Below are 18,590 nucleotides of genomic sequence, written 5' to 3' on the forward strand. Positions count from 1 at the left end.
GTGCGACGATGCTCTGGGCCTGCATTCTGCTGCCGCAACTGGCCATGGACGGCATCCTGCGCCACCGCGACGATACCGCCGCGCCACTGGTTCTGCTCGCCGGCCCGCCACAGCGCCGCGTGCTGCAGGCCGTCAACGCGGCCGCCCGCAAACTCGGCCTCAAGCCAGGGCAATCGCTGGTCGCAGCCCAGGCATTGACCCACGACTTCGCCACCGCCGATTACGACCCGCTGATGATCGAACGCTGGCAGCAGTTCCTGGCGGCCTGGGGTTACGGCTACAGTGCCCAGGTCAGCCTGCACTACCCGCGCTGCTTGCTGCTGGAGGTGCATTCCAGCCTCGGCCTGTTCGGCCCCTGGCCACGATTCGAGACGCGCCTGCGCGACGAGCTCACGGCCCTGGGCTTCCGCCACCGCATCACCCTGGCACCCAACCCGGCGGCCGCGCGCATCCTTGCCAATGCCCACGACGGGCTGGCCGTGACCGATACAGCCACGCTGCATCAGGCGCTCGGGGTACTGCCGATAGAGCGCCTCGGCCTGCCCCGTGAAGTCAGCACATCGCTGGTACGCATGGGCCTGCGCCATCTTCATCAACTGCTCGCCCTGCCGCGCGACAGCCTGGCCAGACGCTTTCCGGCCGAAGTGCTGGCCCAGCTCGACACCCTGCTCGGGCATCGGCCGCTGCCTCTGGAGTTCTACCGCCCGCCGGATGTCTTCGACACCCGCATCGAACTGAATTTCGAGGTGGAGTCCCACCAGGCTCTGCTGTTTCCATTGCGCAGGCTGACCGCCGACCTGGCCGCCTTTCTCGCCGGGCGGGACAGCGGCGTCCAGCATTTCAGTCTGTACCTGGAACATCGCACCCTGCCCGACAGCGAGGTGCCGGTCGGCCTGCTCAGTACCGAACGCGAGCCCGCCATGCTGTTCGAACTGACCCGTGGCCGCCTCGAGCATCTGCAACTGCCTGCCCCCGTCCTGGCCGTGCGTCTGCTGGCTCGTGATTTGCCAGCCTTCACGCCGGCTCATCAGGCCTTGTTCGACGAGCGCCCGCAGCAGAATGTGCCCTGGGAGCAACTGCGCGAACGCCTCCGCGCCCGACTGGGTGACGACGCTGTAGTCTCGCTGAGCGCACGAGCGGACCACCGCCCGGAATGCGCCTGGCGGGAAAGCAGCCTCGCCCACACCGAACCCTTGCCTCAAGTAGGTTTGCGCCCCGGCTGGCTGCTGAACACCCCGCAGCCCTTGCGCGAAGAGGGTCTGCTCACCCTGGCTGGTCCCGAGCGCATCGAGTCCGGCTGGTGGGATGGTGCTGACGCGCGACGCGACTACTATCGGGTGCAAACCACTTCCGGCCAACAGGGTTGGGCGTTTCGCGCCCTTACCGGAGGGCCGCTGCTGCTGCACGGCTGGTTCGCATGAACGCCGAATATGCCGAGCTGCACTGCCTGTCCAACTTCAGCTTCCAGCGGGGAGCATCCAGCGCGCGCGAACTCTTCGAGCGCGCCAAGCGCCAGGGCTATCACGCTCTGGCGATCACCGACGAATGCAGCCTGGCCGGTATCGTGCGCGCCTGGCAGGCCTCGAAGGACACCGGTCTGCCGCTGATCATTGGCAGCGAGGTGCAGATCGAGGGCGGGCCCAAACTGGTCTTGCTGGTGGAAAACCTGACCGGCTACCAGGCCTTGTGCCAGCTGATCACCCGTGCCCGCCGAAGGGCCGAGAAAGGTCGTTACCAGGCACTGCGCGAAGACCTGAGCGAGGGGTCGCTAGAGGGACTGCTGGCGATCTGGCTGCCCGGTCACGCCGGCGCCGACACCGACGGTCGATGGCTGCTCGAATGTTTTCGCGAGCGGCTGTGGCTCGGCATCGAACTGCATCGGGGGCCGGACGACGCGCTGCATCTGCGGCAATCCCTGACCCAGGCTTCACGCCTGGGCATACCCGCCGTGGCCTGTGGCGACGTGCACATGCATGCCCGCGGTCGACGGGCATTGCAGGACTGCATGACCGCCATCCGCCACCATCTGCCGGTCGCCGAGGCCGGATGCCACCTCTTCCCCAATGGCGAACGCCACCTGCGGTCGCGCGAGGAGCTGGCCCAGCTCTATCCAGCCGCACTGCTCAGCGAAACCCTTCGCATCAGCCAGCGCTGTCATTTCCAGCTCGACCAGCTGAAATATCACTACCCCCACGAACTGGTCCCGCCTGGACATGACACCACCTCATGGTTGCGCAAGCTGGTCGAGGATGGCGCACGCTGGCGCTGGCCGGACGGCATCCCGGAAAAGGCACGCGCGCAGCTCGAACATGAACTGGAGCTGATCGGCGACCTGCATTACGAAAGCTATTTCCTGACCGTGCATGACATCGTTCGCTTCGCCCGCGAGCGGGGCATTCTCTGCCAGGGTCGGGGCTCGGCGGCCAACTCGAGCGTCTGCTTCGTACTGGGCATCACCGAACTCGACCCGGTGCGCAGCAAACTGTTGTTCGAGCGTTTCCTCTCCCGCGAGCGCAACGAGCCGCCCGATATCGACGTGGATTTCGAGCACGACCGCCGCGAGGAGGTCATCCAGTACGTCTTTCAGCGCTACGGGCGTAATCGCGCCGCCCTCACCGCCGTCGCCAGCAGCTACCGCGCCACCGGCGCCCTGCGGGATGTCGCCAAGGCGCTGGGCCTGCCGCCGGACCAGATCAACGCCCTGGCTGGCTGCTGTGGACGCTGGAGTGAGCACATACCCGACGACTCGCGACTGCGCGAGGCCGGCTTCGATCCGGACAATCCGGTTCTGCGCCGGGTCCTGGTGCTGACCGATGCGCTTATCGGCTTTCCCCGTCACCTGTCCCAGCACCCTGGCGGCTTCGTGATCTCCGAACAGCCGCTCGACACCCTGGTGCCGATCGAGAATGCCAGCATGGCCGACCGCACGGTGATCCAGTGGGACAAGGACGACCTCGATGCGGTCGGTCTGCTCAAGGTCGACGTGCTGGCACTGGGCATGCTCAGCGCGATACGTCGCTGTTTCGACCTAATCGAACACTATCGCGGCACGCGCTGGACCATCGCCACGCTGCCCGCGGAGGACAAGCCCACCTACGAGATGATCAGTCGGGCCGATACGATCGGCGTGTTCCAGATCGAATCACGTGCACAGATGGCCATGCTGCCACGTCTGCGCCCGAAGACCTTCTACGACCTGGTCATCCAGGTCGCCATCGTCCGCCCCGGACCGATCCAGGGCGACATGGTGCATCCCTACCTGCGTCGACGTAACGACGAAGAAAAAGTGGATTACCCGTCCGAAGAACTGAAACCGGTGTTCGAGCGCACCCTTGGCGTGCCCCTTTTTCAGGAACAGGTGATGGAACTGGCGATCGTGGCGGCTGAATACACTCCAGACGAGGCCGACAAGCTGCGCCGTGCCATGGCCGCCTGGAAGCGTCACGGCAGCCTGGAACCCCACCGCGTGCGACTGACCGAGCGAATGCTCGCCAAAGGCTACCAGCCCGACTTCATCGCGCGGATCTTCGAGCAGATCAAAGGGTTCGGCAGCTACGGTTTTCCCGAATCACACGCGGCGAGTTTTGCCCTGCTCACCTATGCCAGCTGCTGGCTGAAACGTCACGAGCCGGCTGCATTAGCCTGCGCCCTGATCAACAGCTGGCCGATGGGCTTCTACAACCCTGACCAGATTCTCCAGGACGCCCGTCGCCACCGGCTGGAAATCCGCCCGGTGGACGTTCGCCACAGCGGCTGGGATTGCAGCCTCGAGCCAAGCCGCCAGGCACAGCCGGCGATCCGCCTGGGGCTACGCATGGTGCGCGGCTTTCGGGAAACCGATGCCCAGCGTATCGAAGCCGCACGCCTACGCCAGCCATTTACGAACATCCATGACCTGTGCCTGCGCGCCGAGCTCGAACCGCGTGCGCGTGAGCAGCTCGCCGATGCCGGCGCCCTGCGCGGCCTGGCCGGCCATCGACATCGAGCGCGTTGGGCCGTCGCCGGAATCGAACCACAGCTGCCGCTGTTCGCCAGCCTGCCCGCACCGGAGGAAACCTCCATCAACCTGCCACTGCCTTCGGTGAGCGAAGACCTTTTCAACGACTACGCGACCCTCGGCACGACACTGGGACCGCATCCCCTGGCCTTGCTGCGGGAAGAATTGAAAGCCCGGCGCTGCCGAAGCTCGCGGGAACTGGCCACTATCGAGCATGGCCGGCCGGTCAGCGTCGCCGGCCTGGTGATCGGCCGGCAACGCCCACAGACAGCCAGCGGTGTCATCTTCGTCACCTTGGAAGACGAGTTCGGCATGGTCAATGTGGTGGTCTGGCGCGACCTGGCCGAGCGCCAGAGGCGGCCCTTGATCCAGTCGCAACTGCTTCGCGTGGATGGCCATCTGGAGTCAGCCAGCGGCGTACGACATCTGATCGCCGGCCGCTTGAGCGACCTCACGCCCCTGCTCACCGGGCTTGATGTGCGCAGCCGGGATTTTCAGTGATCGTGCGCAGAACGGTTTCGCCGGGATTGGAAGCCGGGCCGTGCACCAGCATACTTTCAAGCCATATGAATTGATGTCGATATGGCCTGAAAAAACTTTCACATTTTCAGATGCTTAATGTATAGTTCCATCCGCTTTCAGCAGTGCTGATAGCGACCGTCGGGGCGTAGCGCAGCCTGGTAGCGCACTTGCATGGGGTGCAAGGGGTCGAGTGTTCGAATCACTCCGTCCCGACCAAAACACATAAAAATCCAATCACCTAGCGGTGATTGGATTTTTTTTGGTCGCTCCGAACTCAACAGCGTGAGGACTATTTTATCCTCCCCAACTCCTTTTGAGCATAATCACCGCCAGATCTCGAATCCATTCAGATCGACTACTTCCTCAGCACCTGAAGCACTTCTTCCAACTCCGAGATCATCTGACGGATCAGTTGCTTGTACTGCGTCGTGTCTTCCCGTGCTTCCTCGCCTGACATACGCTGGCGGGCTCCTCCGATCGTGAAGCCCTGCTCGTAGAGAAGCGAACGAATCTGACGAATCATCAGGACGTCCTGACGCTGGTAGTAACGTCGGTTACCACGGCGCTTCACTGGGTTGAGCTGGGGAAATTCCTGCTCCCAATAACGCAAAACGTGAGGCTTCACCGCGCAGAGCTCGCTGACCTCTCCGATAGTGAAGTAACGTTTGCCCGGTATCGTCGGGAGTTCGTCGTTATGACTTGGTTCCAGCATATGCTTCGACCCTGGCTTTGAGCTTCTGCCCTGGACGGAACGTTACAACACGACGTGCCGTGATAGGAATTTCCTCTCCAGTTTTAGGATTACGTCCTGGGCGCTGTCGCTTGTCGCGCAGGTCGAAATTGCCGAAACCGGATAGCTTGACCTGTTCATTGTGCTCGAGCGCCTGACGAATCTCCTCGAAAAACAGCTCGACCAGTTCCTTGGCCTCGCGCTTATTCAAGCCCAGCTCTTCATATAGACGTTCCGCCATTTCAGCTTTCGTCAGAGCCCCCATACGCTATTTCCTTAACGTGGCATTGAACCTTTCTTCCAAGGAGGTGAGGATCTTCTGCATCGTTTCGTTCACCTCATCGTCGTTTAGAGTGCGCGAAGGGTGCTGCCAGGTCAAGCCGACTGCCACACTTTTGCTAAGAGGATCAATACCTTTTCCCTGATAGACGTCAAATAGCTTGAGGTCGGTCAGATTCGCGCCCGCGACGACGCGAATGCAGTCCAGCATGTCCTGAGCCATCACCTCGCGCCCGACCAGAACCGCAAGGTCCCGACGGACTTCCGGGAAGCGCGAAAGCTCGGCGAAGGATGGCATGCGCCCCTCGGCTATCTCGGCAAGCTTGAGCTCAAATAGATAGACAGGCTGATCGATACCCAACGCGCTCGCCAGCTCCGGGTGCAAACTGCCAACGAATCCGACCAACTGCCCATCACGCTCGACCCGAGCGGTTTGCCCTGGGTGCAATGCTGGATGCTCACCTGGCACGAAACGATAGGCGCCAGCGTTGCCGGCAAACGCGAGCAATGCTTCGACATCTGCCTTGACGTCGAAAAAGTCCACCGTTTCGCTGGTATTCGCCCAACCCTCGGGCTCACGAGTGCCCGTCACCACACCTGCCAACATGGCGTCCTGCTCGAGCCCGGGCAGCTGACCAACAAATCGCAGCCCCGCCTCGAACAGGCGAACGCGCGACTGCTGTCGATTGAGGTTGTATTGCAATGCCTTGACCAACCCTGGCCAGAGCGATGCGCGCATTGCAGCCATATCTGCCGAAATCGGATTGGCCAGCTCCAATGGTTTCACGCCAGGGCTGAACAGCTCGAACAGCTTGGGATCGATGAAGCTGTAGGTGATCGCTTCTTGATAACCACGCGCCACCAACAAACGTCGCAGCAATGGCAGTTCCGCACGCGCTTCGGGCTTCGCAACGGGCGCGAGACGGGCCTGCGGGTAACGTACGGGTAGACGGTCATAGCCGTACAGGCGTCCCAGCTCCTCGATCAGATCGACCTCCAGGCTGATGTCGAATCGATGACTCGGAACGGAAACCTGCCAACGCCCCTCAGCCTCGTGTGCAACGGTGAGTCCCAGCGAGGTCAGCAAGCGCACTACTTCGCCATGGTCCAGCTCCAACCCCAACATCTGGTTGATGCGCTCGGCACGTAGGGTTACCGGGGCAATGTTTGGCAGATCACCTTCGCTGACCGCCTCGACGATCGGGCCCGCCTCTCCACCAACGATTTCGAGGAGCAAATTGGTTGCCCGCTCCATTGCACGACGTGGAAGCTGCGAGTCGACGCCACGCTCGAAGCGATGCGAGGCATCCGTATGCAGGCCGTATGAGCGCGCCTTGCCGGCCAACGCGATGGTGTCGAAGAACGCACTTTCGAGAAAGATGCTGCGAGTGGAGGCGCTCACACCGCTGTGTTCCCCCCCCATTACCCCGGCGATAGCAAGCGGTCGCTCATGGTCGGCAATAACCAACGTATCGCTGCGCAAGACGATCTCCTGGCCGTCCAGCAGAACCAGCTTTTCGCCTTCGTCTGCCATACGGACCCGAATGCCGCCCTTGATCTCATCGAGATCGAATGCGTGCAACGGCTGACCCAGCTCAAGCATCACGTAGTTAGTGACATCGACAACCGCATCGATGCTGCGAATATCGGAGCGACGCAGGCGCTCTACCATCCAGAGGGGCGCCGGGCGCGACAGGTCGACATTGCGGATTACCCGTCCGAGATAGCGTGGGCATGCCTTCGGGGCTAGAACCTCGACCGGACGTACGTCTTGGTGCACAACCTTAGCCGCAGCAAAATCCACAGAACGCACTTCAGCTCCGTAGATCGCTCCGACCTCTCGAGCCAAACCGGCGAGCGACAGGCAATCGCCGCGGTTCGGCGTCAGACCAATTTCGATGCTTACATCGTCTAGATCAAGGTATTCGCGCAGATCGGCGCCAACCGGCGCACCAGCTGCCAGCTCCATCAGACCGCTGTCGTCGCTGCCTATCTGCAGCTCGGTTTCAGAACACAGCATGCCGTTGGATTCAACGCCACGCAGCTTGGCCTTTTTGATCTTGAAGTCACCCGGCAACTGGGCCCCGATCATGGCGAAAGGAATCTTCAGTCCAGGGCGCACGTTTGGCGCGCCGCACACCACCTGGAAAGTCTCCTTGCCGTTGCTGACCTGGCAAACTCTGAGCTTGTCGGCATCAGGGTGCTGCGCTGTTTCCAGCACCTCGCCGACGACCACACCACTGAAGCTGCCGGCAACCGGCGTCACGGCATCGACTTCAAGCCCAACCATGGACAGGCGGGCAACCAACTCTTCACGCGAAACCTGCGGATTGACCCAGCTCCGCAGCCACTGTTCACTGAATTTCATCCTGTTCTCCTAAATATGCGTTGACGGGCGGCGGCACTAGCGAAATTGCGCAAGGAACCGCAGGTCATTGTCGAAGAACAGACGCAAATCATTGACGCCGTAACGCAGCATGGCGAGGCGCTCGACGCCCATGCCAAAGGCGAAACCGGAATAGCGCTCCGGATCGATTCCCGACATCCGCAATACGTTTGGATGCACCATGCCGCAACCCATGACCTCGAGCCAGCCGGTCTGCTTGCAGACACGACAACCCTTGCCGCTACACATCACGCACTGCATGTCGACTTCCGCAGACGGCTCGGTGAAAGGGAAGAATGATGGACGGAAGCGCACGCCAAGTGGCTTCTCAAAGAACACGCGGAGGAACTCCTCAATAGTTCCCTTGAGGTCCGCAAAGCTGACACCTTCGTCGACCAGCAGACCTTCGACCTGATGAAACATCGGCGAGTGGGTGATATCCGAGTCGCAGCGATAGACGCGGCCTGGGCATACGATTCGAATCGGTGGCTGGCGAGATTCCATGGTGCGCACCTGCACGGGCGAAGTGTGTGTGCGCAGCAACATGTTGGCATTGAAGTAGAAAGTGTCGTGCATCGCCCGCGCGGGATGATGCCCCGGAATATTCAGCGCTTCGAAGTTGTGATAGTCGTCTTCAACCTCTGGGCCCTCCGCAACGCTGTAGCCGATATGACTGAAGAACTGTTCGACTCGCTCCAGCGTACGGGTCACCGGATGCAACCCGCCGGACGCCTCACCGCGGCCCGGCAAGGTTACATCGATTCGCTCAGCAGCCAGCTTGGCTTCTAGCTCAGCCTGTTCCAGATCGGCCTTGCGAGCATTGAGCACATCCTGCACCTGATTCTTGGCAGCGTTGATCAACGCGCCGGCCTGCGGACGCTCTTCGGCAGACAGCTTACCCAGCGTTTGCATCAGCTGAGTCAGCTCGCCCTTCTTGCCAAGGTACTGAACACGGACCTGCTCAAGGGCACCGATGTCTTCGCTTCGTTGCACGGCCTCTAGCGCTTGCGAGACCAGTGCATCCAGATTTTCCATGTACATAACCTCCAGAGGTTCTTGCAGAACCGCACTGGCTAGACGCCTCATGCAGGCTGTCGCCAAGCGCACTTTTGCAAAAGCCCCTTCCAGATACGAAATAGGGGAAGAGCACAAGGCTCTTCCCCTATCGATGACTTACAACGAATCCGAAGATCCGTGATTGCCGGGGCTTAAGCCAGAGAAGCTTTGGCTTTCTCGACAATCGCAGCAAAGGCTGCTTTTTCGTTCACTGCCAGATCGGCCAGAACCTTGCGATCGATCTCGATGGCCGCCTTCTTCAGACCGGCGATCAGACGGCTGTAGGACAGACCGTTGACACGAGCACCGGCGTTGATACGGGCGATCCACAGAGCGCGGAACTGACGCTTGCGCTGACGGCGGTCACGGTAGGCGTACTGGCCTGCCTTGATTACCGCCTGCTTGGCAACGCGGAATACGCGAGAACGCGCACCGTAGTAGCCTTTGGCGAGTTTCAGAATTTTCTTGTGACGGCGACGGGCAACGACGCCACGCTTAACACGAGCCATGAGTTATTCCTCTGAGTCTTGACCGGATCAACGAACGCGCAGCATGCGCTCCACTTTTGCGACGTCAGACGGATGCACTTGCGAGCAACCGCGCAGCTGACGCTTACGCTTGGTGGTCATCTTGGTCAGGATGTGGCTCTTGAAAGCGTGCTTGTGCTTGAAGCCGTTAGCAGTCTTCTTGAAGCGCTTCGCAGCACCACTTTTGGTTTTCATCTTTGGCATGTTCAGTACTCCACATTGTGGGTGATTACAAATAACCGCAAGGCCTGCCAGTGCCCTGGAGGTTACTTTTTCTTCTTGGGAGCGATGACCATGATCAGCTGGCGTCCTTCCATCTTCGGATGCTGCTCGACCGAACCGTATTCAGCGAGATCTGTCTCGACCCGCTTCAACAGTTCCATCCCCAGCTCCTGATGAGCCATCTCACGACCGCGGAATCGCAAGGATACCTTGGCCCTGTCCCCGTCACTCAGGAAACGCACCAGGTTACGTAGCTTGACCTGGTAGTCCCCCTCCTCCGTCCCTGGACGAAACTTTACTTCTTTGACCTGAACCTGCTTCTGGTTCTTCTTCGCCGCAGCGACCTGCTTTTTCTTCTCGAAAAGGTGCTTGCCGTAATCCATGATCCGGCACACCGGAGGATTCGCATCGGCAGAGATCTCAACCAGATCCAGTTTGGCCTCTTCTGCAACCTGCAGCGCTTCATCAATCGAGACGATGCCAATCTGCTCGCCATCAGCGCCAATCAAACGGACCTCACGAGCCGAGATATTCTCGTTGATCGGGGCCTTGGGTGCAGTTCGTTTATCCTGTCTCATTTCACGCTTAATAGTCATTACTCCAATTCTTGGCGACCACGCCGGGAAACCGCCTGTGCCAACAGCTGCGCGAATTGATCGAGGGGCATGGAGCCCAAATCGACGCCTTCACGGGTGCGCACAGCAACGGATCGAGTCTCAACCTCCCGATCCCCGATAACCAAGAGATAAGGAGTCTTGAGCAAAGTATGCTCGCGGATTTTAAAGCCGATCTTTTCGTTTCTCAAGTCACACTTGGCACGGAATCCGCTTTGGACAAGGCTTTTCTCGACTTCCATGGCAAATGCAGCCTGCTTGTCGGTGATATTCATGATCACCGCCTGAGTCGGAGCGAGCCAAGCAGGGAATGCGCCAGCGTAGTGCTCGATGAGCATACCGATGAAACGCTCGAACGAACCGAGAATGGCACGGTGCAGCATCACCGGCCGCTGGCGGCTATTATCTTCAGCGACGAAGCTGGCATCCAGGCGCTCAGGCAGGTTCGGATCGTACTGCAGGGTGCCGCATTGCCAATTACGCCCCAGGCAATCACGCAAGGTGAACTCGATCTTCGGTCCGTAGAATGCTCCTTCGCCCGGCTGATATTCCCATGCCAGCCCGGACTCGTTGAGCGCCTCGGCCAGCGCACCCTCTGCACGATCCCACAACTCATCGGAGCCGACACGCTTGGCTGGACGAGTGGAGAGCTTCATGGCGATGTCGCTGAAACCGAAATCGGCATAGACCTTGAGCGTCAACTTGATGAAGTCGGCAGCCTCCTTCTTCACCTGCTCTTCGGTGCAAAAGATGTGCGCATCATCCTGAGTGAAGCCGCGCACACGCATGATGCCGTGTAGCGCGCCGGAAGGCTCGTTACGGTGGCAGGCGCCGAACTCAGCCATGCGCAGCGGCAAATCACGATAGGACTTCAGGCCTTGGTTGAAGATCTGCACATGACACGGGCAGTTCATCGGCTTTACCGCATAATCGCGATTCTCCGACGAGGTGGTGAACATGTTCTCGGCGTAGTTGGACCAATGCCCGGACTTTTCCCACAGGATACGATCGACCACCTGCGGCGTACGCACCTCCTGATAGCCGTTCTCGCGCTGCACCTGACGCATGTACTGCTCGAGGTTCTGGTACAGGGTCCAGCCGGCCGGATGCCAGAAGACCATACCCGGCGCTTCCTCTTGCGTATGAAAGAGGTCGAGCTGCTTGCCGATGCGACGATGATCGCGCTTCTCGGCCTCCTCTATGCGCTGGATGTAAGCGGCCAGCTGCTTTTTGTCGGCCCAGGCAGTGCCATAGATGCGCTGCAGCTGTTCGTTCTTTGAGTCACCACGCCAGTAGGCCCCGGAAATGCGGGTCAGCTTGAACGCCTTGAGGAAACGGGTATTCGGCACATGCGGGCCTCGGCACATGTCGACATATTCTTCGTGGTAGTACAAACCCATCGCCTGCTCATCGGGCATATCCTCGATCAGACGCAGCTTGTAATCCTCGCCTCGGGACTTGAAGACCTCGACGACTTCGGCGCGCGGAGTCATCTTCTTGACGACATCGTAATCACGCTCGATCAGCTCACGCATCCGCTGCTCGATGGCCGCGACATCATCAGGCGTAAAGGGCCGCTCATAGGCGATATCGTAATAAAAGCCTTCATCGATGACCGGCCCGATAACCATGCGCGCAGTCGGATACAGCTGCTTTACTGCATGACCGATCAGGTGCGCACAGGAGTGGCGAATAATATCCAGCCCCTCCTCATCCTTAGGCGTAATGATCTGCAAGGAAGCATCCGCGTCGATCAGATCACAGGCATCGACCAATCTACCGTCGACTTTACCGGCGAGCGTCGCCTTCGCCAGGCCAGCACCAATGGACTGAGCCACCTCAGCCACGGTAACCGGGTGATCGAACGAACGCTGACTGCCATCGGGAAGAGTAATGGTGGGCATGGCGCCTCCTCTCCTAGTGGTGACCCGTACCAAAGGCCACATGGGTTGGGATGAGCCAGGAAAGCGACCCGGCGAGCATTCCCACCGCACAGTGGCAGGAGCCTGAAGGCTTACTCTCTACCGGACCGAAGTCACTGGGAAAACACGACTGGCGATACTTTCAGAATGCCGAGATCCTGACAAGCGAGCCAAAAAAAAGGGTCGCTTGCGCGACCCTTTTATTCGAATTGGTAGGCACAATTGGATTCGAACCAACGACCCCCACCATGTCAAGGTGGTGCTCTAACCAACTGAGCTATGTGCCTTCGATGGGGGCGCATTCTAAAGACTCGAAAAAAAAGGTCAAGCGGTTTTTTCAGCTAACTCACTGATATTTGGAAAATTTGAAAAAGCCCCTCTCAGCGCTCAGTCACTGGCGAGTCGTGCGGCTAAGCGCTAGCATCCGTAAAAGATTCAGAACAGAGATTCCAATATGCCGAACACCCCCTACCCGGCCTCCTATTACGCCGCCACCGCAAACATGACCAAGGAGCGCCCGGCACTGCAAGAAGCGAAGCAAACGGATGTATGTGTCATCGGCGCCGGGTATACCGGGCTTTCTACCGCCCTGTTCCTGCTCGAAAAGGGCTTCAGCGTAACTGTGCTGGAAGCGGCGAAGGTCGGTTTTGGCGCCTCTGGCCGCAACGGTGGGCAAATCGTCAACAGCTACAGCCGCGACCTCGACAGCATCGAACGAAGCGTCGATAGCTCGGCAGCCAAATTGATCGGTCAAATGGCCTTCGAGGGCGGCAGGATCATCCGCGAGCGGGTCGCACGCTACAACATCCAGTGCGATCTGAAGGACGGCGGCGTGTTTGCGGCGTTAAGCCAGAAACAGATGCATCACCTCGAAGCACAGAAGGCACTGTGGGAACGATATGGCTACCACCAGCTGGAGCTGCTCGATGAGCAGGGCATCAAGCGGGTCGTAGCCAGTGATCGGTACATCGGCGGCATGCTCGACAAGCAAGGCGGCCATATCCACCCGCTTAATCTGGCGCTCGGCGAAGCCGCTGCCGTCGAATCGTTAGGCGGCGTCGTATACGAAAACTCCCCCGCCGTACGAATCGAGCGAGGCGAACAGCCTTTGATACACACCCCCACCGGCAATGTCCGTGCAAAATTCGTGGTGGTCGCCGGCAACGCTTATCTGGGCGATCTGATACCGGAGCTAGCCGCCAAGTCCATGCCCTGCGGAACCCAGGTGATTGCCACTGAGCCACTCGATGACGAACTGGCGCGCAGCCTCCTCCCTCAGGACTACTGCGTGGAAGACTGCAACTACCTGCTCGATTACTACCGCCTCTCGGCCGACAAGCGCCTTATCTATGGCGGGGGGGTCGTCTACGGAGCTCGAGACCCTGCTGACATCGAATCGATTATCCACCCCAAAATGCTCAAGACGTTCCCGCAGCTGGCCAAGGTGAGAATCGACTATGCGTGGACCGGCAATTTCCTGCTCACGCTCTCCCGACTGCCTCAGGTGGGCCGCCTGGGCAACAATATCTATTATTCGCAGGGTTGCAGCGGGCATGGTGTCACTTACACCCATGTTGCCGGGAAGGTCATCGCCGAAGCATTGAGCGGCCAGGCCGAACGATTCGATGCATTCGCCAGCCTCCCCCACTATCCATTTCCTGGCGGGCAACGCTTCCAGGCGCCACTCAGCGCACTTGGAGCCCTCTATTACAGCCTGCGCGACAGACTGGGCTTCTGATGTTACCTAGCGAGCACCGCACGGCGGCACCGGCTGGCACGATGCTGCCGACTCCCGCGTGACTGCCGGCAGCGGCGCATCGAAACGAGGGTCGTCTGGCGCCAGACGCTTAGCGCAGGACCGCGCCTGCTGCGCACCGACATGGCATCCACGCTCGGCCAGCACATGCGAAAGATTGAACCAGCCAATGGCGAAGCCTGGGTCCGTAGCGATGCTATCCCGCAACGACCGCTCCGCCATTTCCTTCTGCCCGGCCGCGTACTGACTGTTGGCCAGCGCAAATAACCCGAGCGAAGATCTCCAACGAGCAACCGCCGCCTCGTAGGCGACTCTCGCCGGGCTTACCTGCCCAACCTGCTCGAGATCACTTGCACTACGCAACCAGACGGTTTCTCGTGCCGTCGCCGGAAGCTGATCCGGCTTAAGCGTCACGACGGCCCACCGCTCGGCCTTGGACCAGGTGCGTTCGAAGTCACGAAAGGAGGCGATCCAACGCTCGGTGGTACCAGAGCGCAACACGAGCCGTTGTTCGACAAGGTCGTAACCCACCACAACCGCGAAATGCCATTGCGGCCAACGATCGAACGCCAGGTTCTGCAGAACAAGAACTGGATTGCCGGCCGCCACTTCCGCCAGCACGTCCTCCAGGCGCGAGCGCAGCGGATAGACCAGAAGCCCCGCCGCCCGCGCTGCGGCGACCATTTCCACCTGAAGGCTGCCCCTTCGCTCCGGGATGTACACCTGATCCACGAGCACATCCGGATCAGCAGGAATGCCCCGCTGCGCCAGCATGGTAGCAAGCGCAGCCGGCCCGCACTGATAGGCTTCCTGAGGGTAGAACGGCACTTCGGTCAGCTCAGCCGCAGACGGAAGGTCTGCATCGTCGATGGAAATTCTCGACGATGCACAGCCTCCGACCAGTCCGGCCAACAGTAGTACCAGCAGCAGTCGACTCAACGGTTGATGCAATTGACGAAATTGAAGATGTTGGTCGCGCAAAGCATGTCAGTAATGATGAAGATGACTAGGAACAGAACGATCACGCCGACGACGCCGGCACCAGCAGGCGCCTGATCAAGCTGCTGATTGAATTGCGCCAGTTCGGCCGCAGTCAGGCTATTGATGCGCTTCTCGACCTGGTCACGCTCAACGCCCATCGATTCGAGCTTTTTCTGCACTTCTTGATCGTCCAGCATGGTCAGCAGTTGCTGCCGATCCACCTGCTGCTGTTGTTCCGTAACGACTTCCGGCGTACCGATCATGGCCGCTTGCGCCAATGGGATCTGAGCCACTAATAGCAGATGCAGGGCAGCGAGCATCGCCGCGATACGCTTGAGCAGTGGGGAATTGAACATCGTGGTCACTCCTTGTTTTCGTTGACTGCTGGATTGCACAACGCCATCAGACGCAATAACAGCGCTTCGGTTCCCGTCTGGCCGTACCGGCAGAACACCCGCAGGCCCGCATACTTCAGGTCACGTCCGTATCGGCACTATTCATAATAGTCGCGTTCCCAAACCCCAGAAGTGAAAGGAGATGTCATGTTCCGACTCAATCGCAATGCGCTGATCATCACCACCGCTGTGCTGCTATTGGCCGCGTGCAAGAGCGCCACGCAACCATCGGTCGCTGATACGCCGACTCAGAGGCAGGGGCATTGTAATTCCGATGTGGTACAGCACTTTGTAGGTAGAACAGCGACCCCTGAAGTCCTTGAGCAAGCGAGGCAACTTTCCAATGCCGAAAGAGCACGGATCCTGCGCCCCGACGATATCGTTACCCTGGAATACAATCCGCGGAGACTCAACATCAATACCGACGCAAGCATGAAGATCGAACGCGTCAGCTGCGGTTGACTATGCCGAGACTGCCACGGACCGCTCGGCAATGATGTCGAGCGGTCCGGAGCTCTATTACGCAAGGGCTTTGCGCATACGGAAGTGCGATGCCGAAATTCGCTTCGGCGGAGCAAGCAGAAAGTGCAGCCGGTACCGATTAATGATCAGCTGCGCCACCAACGGGGCGGCGGTACCGATCAGCGTACCGACCAACAAATGGACCGTAATCGAATCGATCCCCATGAACTTACTGAGTATCACGCGTACACCACTGCCCGCCAGGATATGCATCAGGTAGATGGTCATCGACGAAGCGCCGATGAACAGCAACCAGTCGACCCGGTACTGCCCAAGCCACATCGACAGCGCGACCATGAAGAAAATGGAGACAGTGGCCAAGGCCAAGACCGGCAAACCACCATCGGTGTAATTCATGCCAAACGTCACGTGAAACAGATACTGCCCAGCTATGAACATGGCTCCGAAGACTAGCGTGAGCGAAGAATATCGCGCCAGAAAGAAAGCCTTGACTTCGTTGAACCAGACACCCAACGCAAAAAACACTGTATTGCCCAGGATGAAGCGCGTCATGTTGTTGATGGTCAGGTCCTGCTGGAAAACGAACAACACACCAAACAGCACTACAAACGGCAGGAAGAACCGGCGATCTGCCTTCGCATAAAGAAAGGTGCAAACCACGAACACCAGGAACAGCGCATACAAAAACCAGAACTGCGCCCGAGGCATCCACAGCAGTGAGAAAACCTCGACCAAAGTCACCTGGCCATTGGTGTAGTTCGAGAGCGCGACTTCGAACAAACCCTGCAGCAGGGACCAGACGATAAACGGATACGCGATCGTATCGATCTTGTTGATGATCAACCCGCCCCTGCCCCGCTTCTGCAGCGAGTCAAAGAAGAACAACCCGGACAGAAAGAAGAACAGCGGCATGTGGAAGCTGTAGATGATGCTATCCACCAGCACGAACTCTGCCTCATCCATCGGCAGCCCCGCGTTGAATACCCCTCGCGCGACATGCCCGTACACAACGAGGATGATCCCTATCGCCTTGGCATAGTCAACCCAAACGTTTCTCTCCTGCATGGTGTTGTTCTCCTTGTATGTCAGCCAAATAAGCAGGCGGCATCCGCTACTCAGGAACAAGCGGATGGTGGAAATAGACAACAGCTTTTTCGGTTGGTTTAGCGCCCGGGCTTGCGGACTGTTATCGAGCATGCTCAACTCGCCCCAAATGCCCCTACAGCCGGCGCAGCTCACTCGGCGAGCGGCTTGTCATGCCGGATCAGCCCTCAACCTACTCGGATCCGAAGCGTGCCCGACTTGAGACTGCCATCCTGTTCGATTCTGCTGCTCGCCGGCGGTCGCGGGCAGCGCATGGGTGGACGGGACAAAGGCCTGATCGAATGGCGCGGGCGTCCGCTGATCGCCTGGCTACACGATCTGGTACGCCCCATGACGGAAGACCTGCTTGTTTCCTGCAACCGCAACCGATCGCGTTATGCGATCTACGCGGATCGACTGGTGCATGACGCCAGCGAAGATTACCCTGGGCCCCTTGCAGGTATACGAGCCGGCCTGGCAGCTGCGCGCGGCCAATGGCTGCTGCTGCTACCCTGCGATACGCCGTTGATCGACCAACAGTTGCTTCGATCACTTTGCTCCGCCGCAATCGCAGCACCGGGCAAACCGGTCATGCTGCGCCGCGGACAGCAGTGGGAACCATTGTTCAGCATCATCCCGACCTCGTTGACACCAGAGGTCGAAGCTCATTGGTTGGCCGGCGAGCGCAGCCCGCAGCGGCTTCTACTGAAGCTCGGAGCGCATGCCGTTCGGGTCGCCGAAGACGACATTCGCCTTGCCAATCTAAACACCCCGGAACTGCTTGCAGCCGCCGAGCTTGCGCTGGGAACTTCATCTGGGGGCGTTCCGTCCGATGTGTTAACCATACTTCAGAAGGAATAGCCTCATGCGCCAACGCTACTTCGCGACCCTGGTTCTTGCGCTGGGCTTCGGCATGCTCGCCGGCTGCGCCAACCCAAGCGTGATCACCCTGAACGACGGTCGGGAAATTCAAACTCTCGATCGGCCCGACTTCGACGATGAGTCCGGCTTCTACGAGTATGAACAGCTCGACGGCAAGCCCGGAAAAGTCAACAAGGATCAGGTGCGCACCGTACGAGAGTTATGAACCTCGGTCCCTGCGCCGCTCTAACGAGGCGGCGCAGGGACTGATGACACTCGCGTTGGGCAGCCCTCTCAATCAAAAAAACGTGCATAACGTCTTGTGCAGCCAAACTTTTTCTGTAGAATGCGCGCCATCTTCGGAGCGTAGCGCAGCTTGGTAGCGCGTCTCGTTCGGGACGAGAAGGTCGCTGGTTCGAATCCAGTCGCTCCGACCAAATCCCGCGTTCAGCATCAGTTGAACACATAAAAAACCGGCCTAAGCGCCGGTTTTTTTATGCTCGCCATTCACTCCCGCTGTGGTGCACCGAGAAAACTTACAACCTGATTGGCCTCGAACGGCCAATCGAGCTCGGCGCCTGTATCCACACGCCGCAACACCGGGATGCGCAGCCCGTAATAATCGACCCATTCCGGGCTGTCCGCGATATCCATCAGCTCGACCAGCAACCCGTGCTCGACAAGAGGCATAAGCACCTCTTCCGCCTGCTCGCACAGATGGCAGCCCAGCGTTCCGAAAAGTTGACATTCAGGCAGCATCTGTTGATCTCGAATCT

Annotated in this window: 18 protein-coding genes and 3 tRNA genes; 8 read left to right on the forward strand and 13 right to left on the reverse strand. The window is 59.5% G+C overall.

Annotated features, from left to right (window positions below):
• Positions 1-8 precede the first annotated feature (8 nt).
• The 3 genes from NAO55_RS20280 to NAO55_RS20290 all read left to right on the forward strand — a co-directional run bounded on the left by NAO55_RS20280 (position 9) and on the right by NAO55_RS20290 (position 4,735).
• Positions 9-1,421 carry a Y-family DNA polymerase gene (locus NAO55_RS20280; protein WP_102840362.1) on the forward strand — a complete coding sequence of 471 codons (1,413 nt, stop codon included), beginning with the start codon at positions 9-11 and terminating at the stop codon, positions 1,419-1,421.
• On the forward strand, positions 1,418-4,498 hold the full coding sequence (locus tag NAO55_RS20285; RefSeq protein WP_102840361.1) for an error-prone DNA polymerase: 3,081 nt from the start codon (positions 1,418-1,420) through the stop codon (positions 4,496-4,498). Before NAO55_RS20280 ends, NAO55_RS20285 begins: the two co-directional genes overlap by 4 nt.
• A 160-nt stretch (positions 4,499-4,658) precedes the next feature.
• Positions 4,659-4,735, forward strand: a tRNA-Pro gene (locus NAO55_RS20290).
• 139 nt (positions 4,736-4,874) lie between these two features.
• Here NAO55_RS20290 and NAO55_RS20295 read toward each other — a convergent pair.
• The 9 genes from NAO55_RS20295 to NAO55_RS20335 form a co-directional block, all read right to left on the reverse strand.
• On the reverse strand, positions 4,875-5,231 hold the full coding sequence (locus NAO55_RS20295) for a MerR family transcriptional regulator (RefSeq protein ID WP_063541047.1): 357 nt from the start codon (positions 5,229-5,231) through the stop codon (positions 4,875-4,877).
• The gene (gene ihfA / locus NAO55_RS20300) at positions 5,212-5,514 is read right to left on the reverse strand and encodes an integration host factor subunit alpha (protein ID WP_003282572.1); all 303 of its coding nucleotides are present in this window, start codon (positions 5,512-5,514) and stop codon (positions 5,212-5,214) included. The genes NAO55_RS20295 and ihfA overlap by 20 nt, the downstream gene beginning before the upstream one ends.
• A gap of 3 nt (positions 5,515-5,517) precedes the next feature.
• A complete protein-coding gene (gene pheT, locus NAO55_RS20305) occupies positions 5,518-7,896 on the reverse strand; it encodes a phenylalanine--tRNA ligase subunit beta (RefSeq protein WP_102840360.1) in 2,379 nt (792 codons plus the stop codon).
• 36 nt (positions 7,897-7,932) lie between these two features.
• Positions 7,933-8,949: a phenylalanine--tRNA ligase subunit alpha gene (gene pheS, locus NAO55_RS20310; protein ID WP_063541073.1), complete on the reverse strand. Its 1,017-nt coding sequence runs from the start codon at positions 8,947-8,949 to the stop codon at positions 7,933-7,935.
• Between the two features lie 173 nt (positions 8,950-9,122).
• Positions 9,123-9,479 (reverse strand): 50S ribosomal protein L20, encoded by a 357-nt coding sequence (gene rplT / locus NAO55_RS20315; RefSeq protein WP_003282569.1) that lies wholly within the window; start codon positions 9,477-9,479, stop codon positions 9,123-9,125.
• Positions 9,480-9,506: 27 nt separating this feature from the next.
• Positions 9,507-9,701, reverse strand: coding sequence for a 50S ribosomal protein L35 (gene rpmI / locus NAO55_RS20320; RefSeq protein ID WP_003298367.1), 195 nt, complete (start codon positions 9,699-9,701; stop codon positions 9,507-9,509).
• A 62-nt stretch (positions 9,702-9,763) separates the two neighbouring features.
• The gene (gene infC / locus NAO55_RS20325; protein WP_172974169.1) at positions 9,764-10,315 is read right to left on the reverse strand and encodes a translation initiation factor IF-3; all 552 of its coding nucleotides are present in this window, start codon (positions 10,313-10,315) and stop codon (positions 9,764-9,766) included.
• Positions 10,315-12,237 (reverse strand): threonine--tRNA ligase, encoded by a 1,923-nt coding sequence (thrS, locus tag NAO55_RS20330; RefSeq protein ID WP_102840359.1) that lies wholly within the window; start codon positions 12,235-12,237, stop codon positions 10,315-10,317. The genes infC and thrS overlap by 1 nt, the downstream gene beginning before the upstream one ends.
• 228 nt (positions 12,238-12,465) lie before the next feature.
• A tRNA-Val gene (locus NAO55_RS20335) sits at positions 12,466-12,542 on the reverse strand.
• Between the two features lie 167 nt (positions 12,543-12,709).
• On the opposite strand from NAO55_RS20335, the gene NAO55_RS20340 reads away from it, so the two are divergent.
• Positions 12,710-13,993, forward strand: coding sequence for an NAD(P)/FAD-dependent oxidoreductase (locus tag NAO55_RS20340; protein ID WP_102840358.1), 1,284 nt, complete (start codon positions 12,710-12,712; stop codon positions 13,991-13,993).
• 6 nt (positions 13,994-13,999) lie between these two features.
• On the opposite strand, the gene NAO55_RS20345 is transcribed toward NAO55_RS20340, so the two are convergent.
• A complete protein-coding gene (locus NAO55_RS20345; RefSeq protein WP_102840357.1) occupies positions 14,000-14,950 on the reverse strand; it encodes a PA2778 family cysteine peptidase in 951 nt (316 codons plus the stop codon).
• The gene (locus NAO55_RS20350; RefSeq protein ID WP_102840356.1) at positions 14,947-15,348 is read right to left on the reverse strand and encodes a PA2779 family protein; all 402 of its coding nucleotides are present in this window, start codon (positions 15,346-15,348) and stop codon (positions 14,947-14,949) included. The genes NAO55_RS20345 and NAO55_RS20350 overlap by 4 nt, the downstream gene beginning before the upstream one ends.
• Before the next feature lie 186 nt (positions 15,349-15,534).
• Here NAO55_RS20350 and NAO55_RS20355 point away from each other — a divergent pair, with 186 nt between their 5' ends.
• Positions 15,535-15,849, forward strand: coding sequence for an I78 family peptidase inhibitor (locus NAO55_RS20355; protein WP_102840355.1), 315 nt, complete (start codon positions 15,535-15,537; stop codon positions 15,847-15,849).
• Positions 15,850-15,906: 57 nt separating this feature from the next.
• On the opposite strand, the gene NAO55_RS20360 is transcribed toward NAO55_RS20355, so the two are convergent.
• A complete protein-coding gene (locus NAO55_RS20360) occupies positions 15,907-16,935 on the reverse strand; it encodes an acyltransferase family protein (RefSeq protein ID WP_102840412.1) in 1,029 nt (342 codons plus the stop codon).
• A gap of 228 nt (positions 16,936-17,163) precedes the next feature.
• Between NAO55_RS20360 and mobA the strand changes: the two genes are divergently transcribed.
• The 3 genes from mobA to NAO55_RS20375 all read left to right on the forward strand — a co-directional run bounded on the left by mobA (position 17,164) and on the right by NAO55_RS20375 (position 18,251).
• Complete coding sequence (gene mobA, locus NAO55_RS20365) at positions 17,164-17,814, forward strand: molybdenum cofactor guanylyltransferase MobA (RefSeq protein WP_102840354.1); 651 nt, start codon at positions 17,164-17,166, stop codon at positions 17,812-17,814.
• A gap of 4 nt (positions 17,815-17,818) precedes the next feature.
• Positions 17,819-18,040: a YgdI/YgdR family lipoprotein gene (locus NAO55_RS20370; protein WP_102840353.1), complete on the forward strand. Its 222-nt coding sequence runs from the start codon at positions 17,819-17,821 to the stop codon at positions 18,038-18,040.
• A gap of 134 nt (positions 18,041-18,174) precedes the next feature.
• Positions 18,175-18,251 (forward strand) — tRNA-Pro (locus NAO55_RS20375).
• A 70-nt stretch (positions 18,252-18,321) separates the two neighbouring features.
• Here the strand turns inward: NAO55_RS20375 and NAO55_RS20380 are convergent.
• Positions 18,322-18,573 carry a glutaredoxin family protein gene (locus NAO55_RS20380; RefSeq protein ID WP_102840352.1) on the reverse strand — a complete coding sequence of 84 codons (252 nt, stop codon included), beginning with the start codon at positions 18,571-18,573 and terminating at the stop codon, positions 18,322-18,324.
• Positions 18,574-18,590: the final 17 nt, after the last annotated feature.

The organism is Stutzerimonas frequens (assembly GCF_024448335.1).
GTDB classification, from domain to species: Bacteria; Pseudomonadota; Gammaproteobacteria; order Pseudomonadales; family Pseudomonadaceae; genus Stutzerimonas; species Stutzerimonas frequens.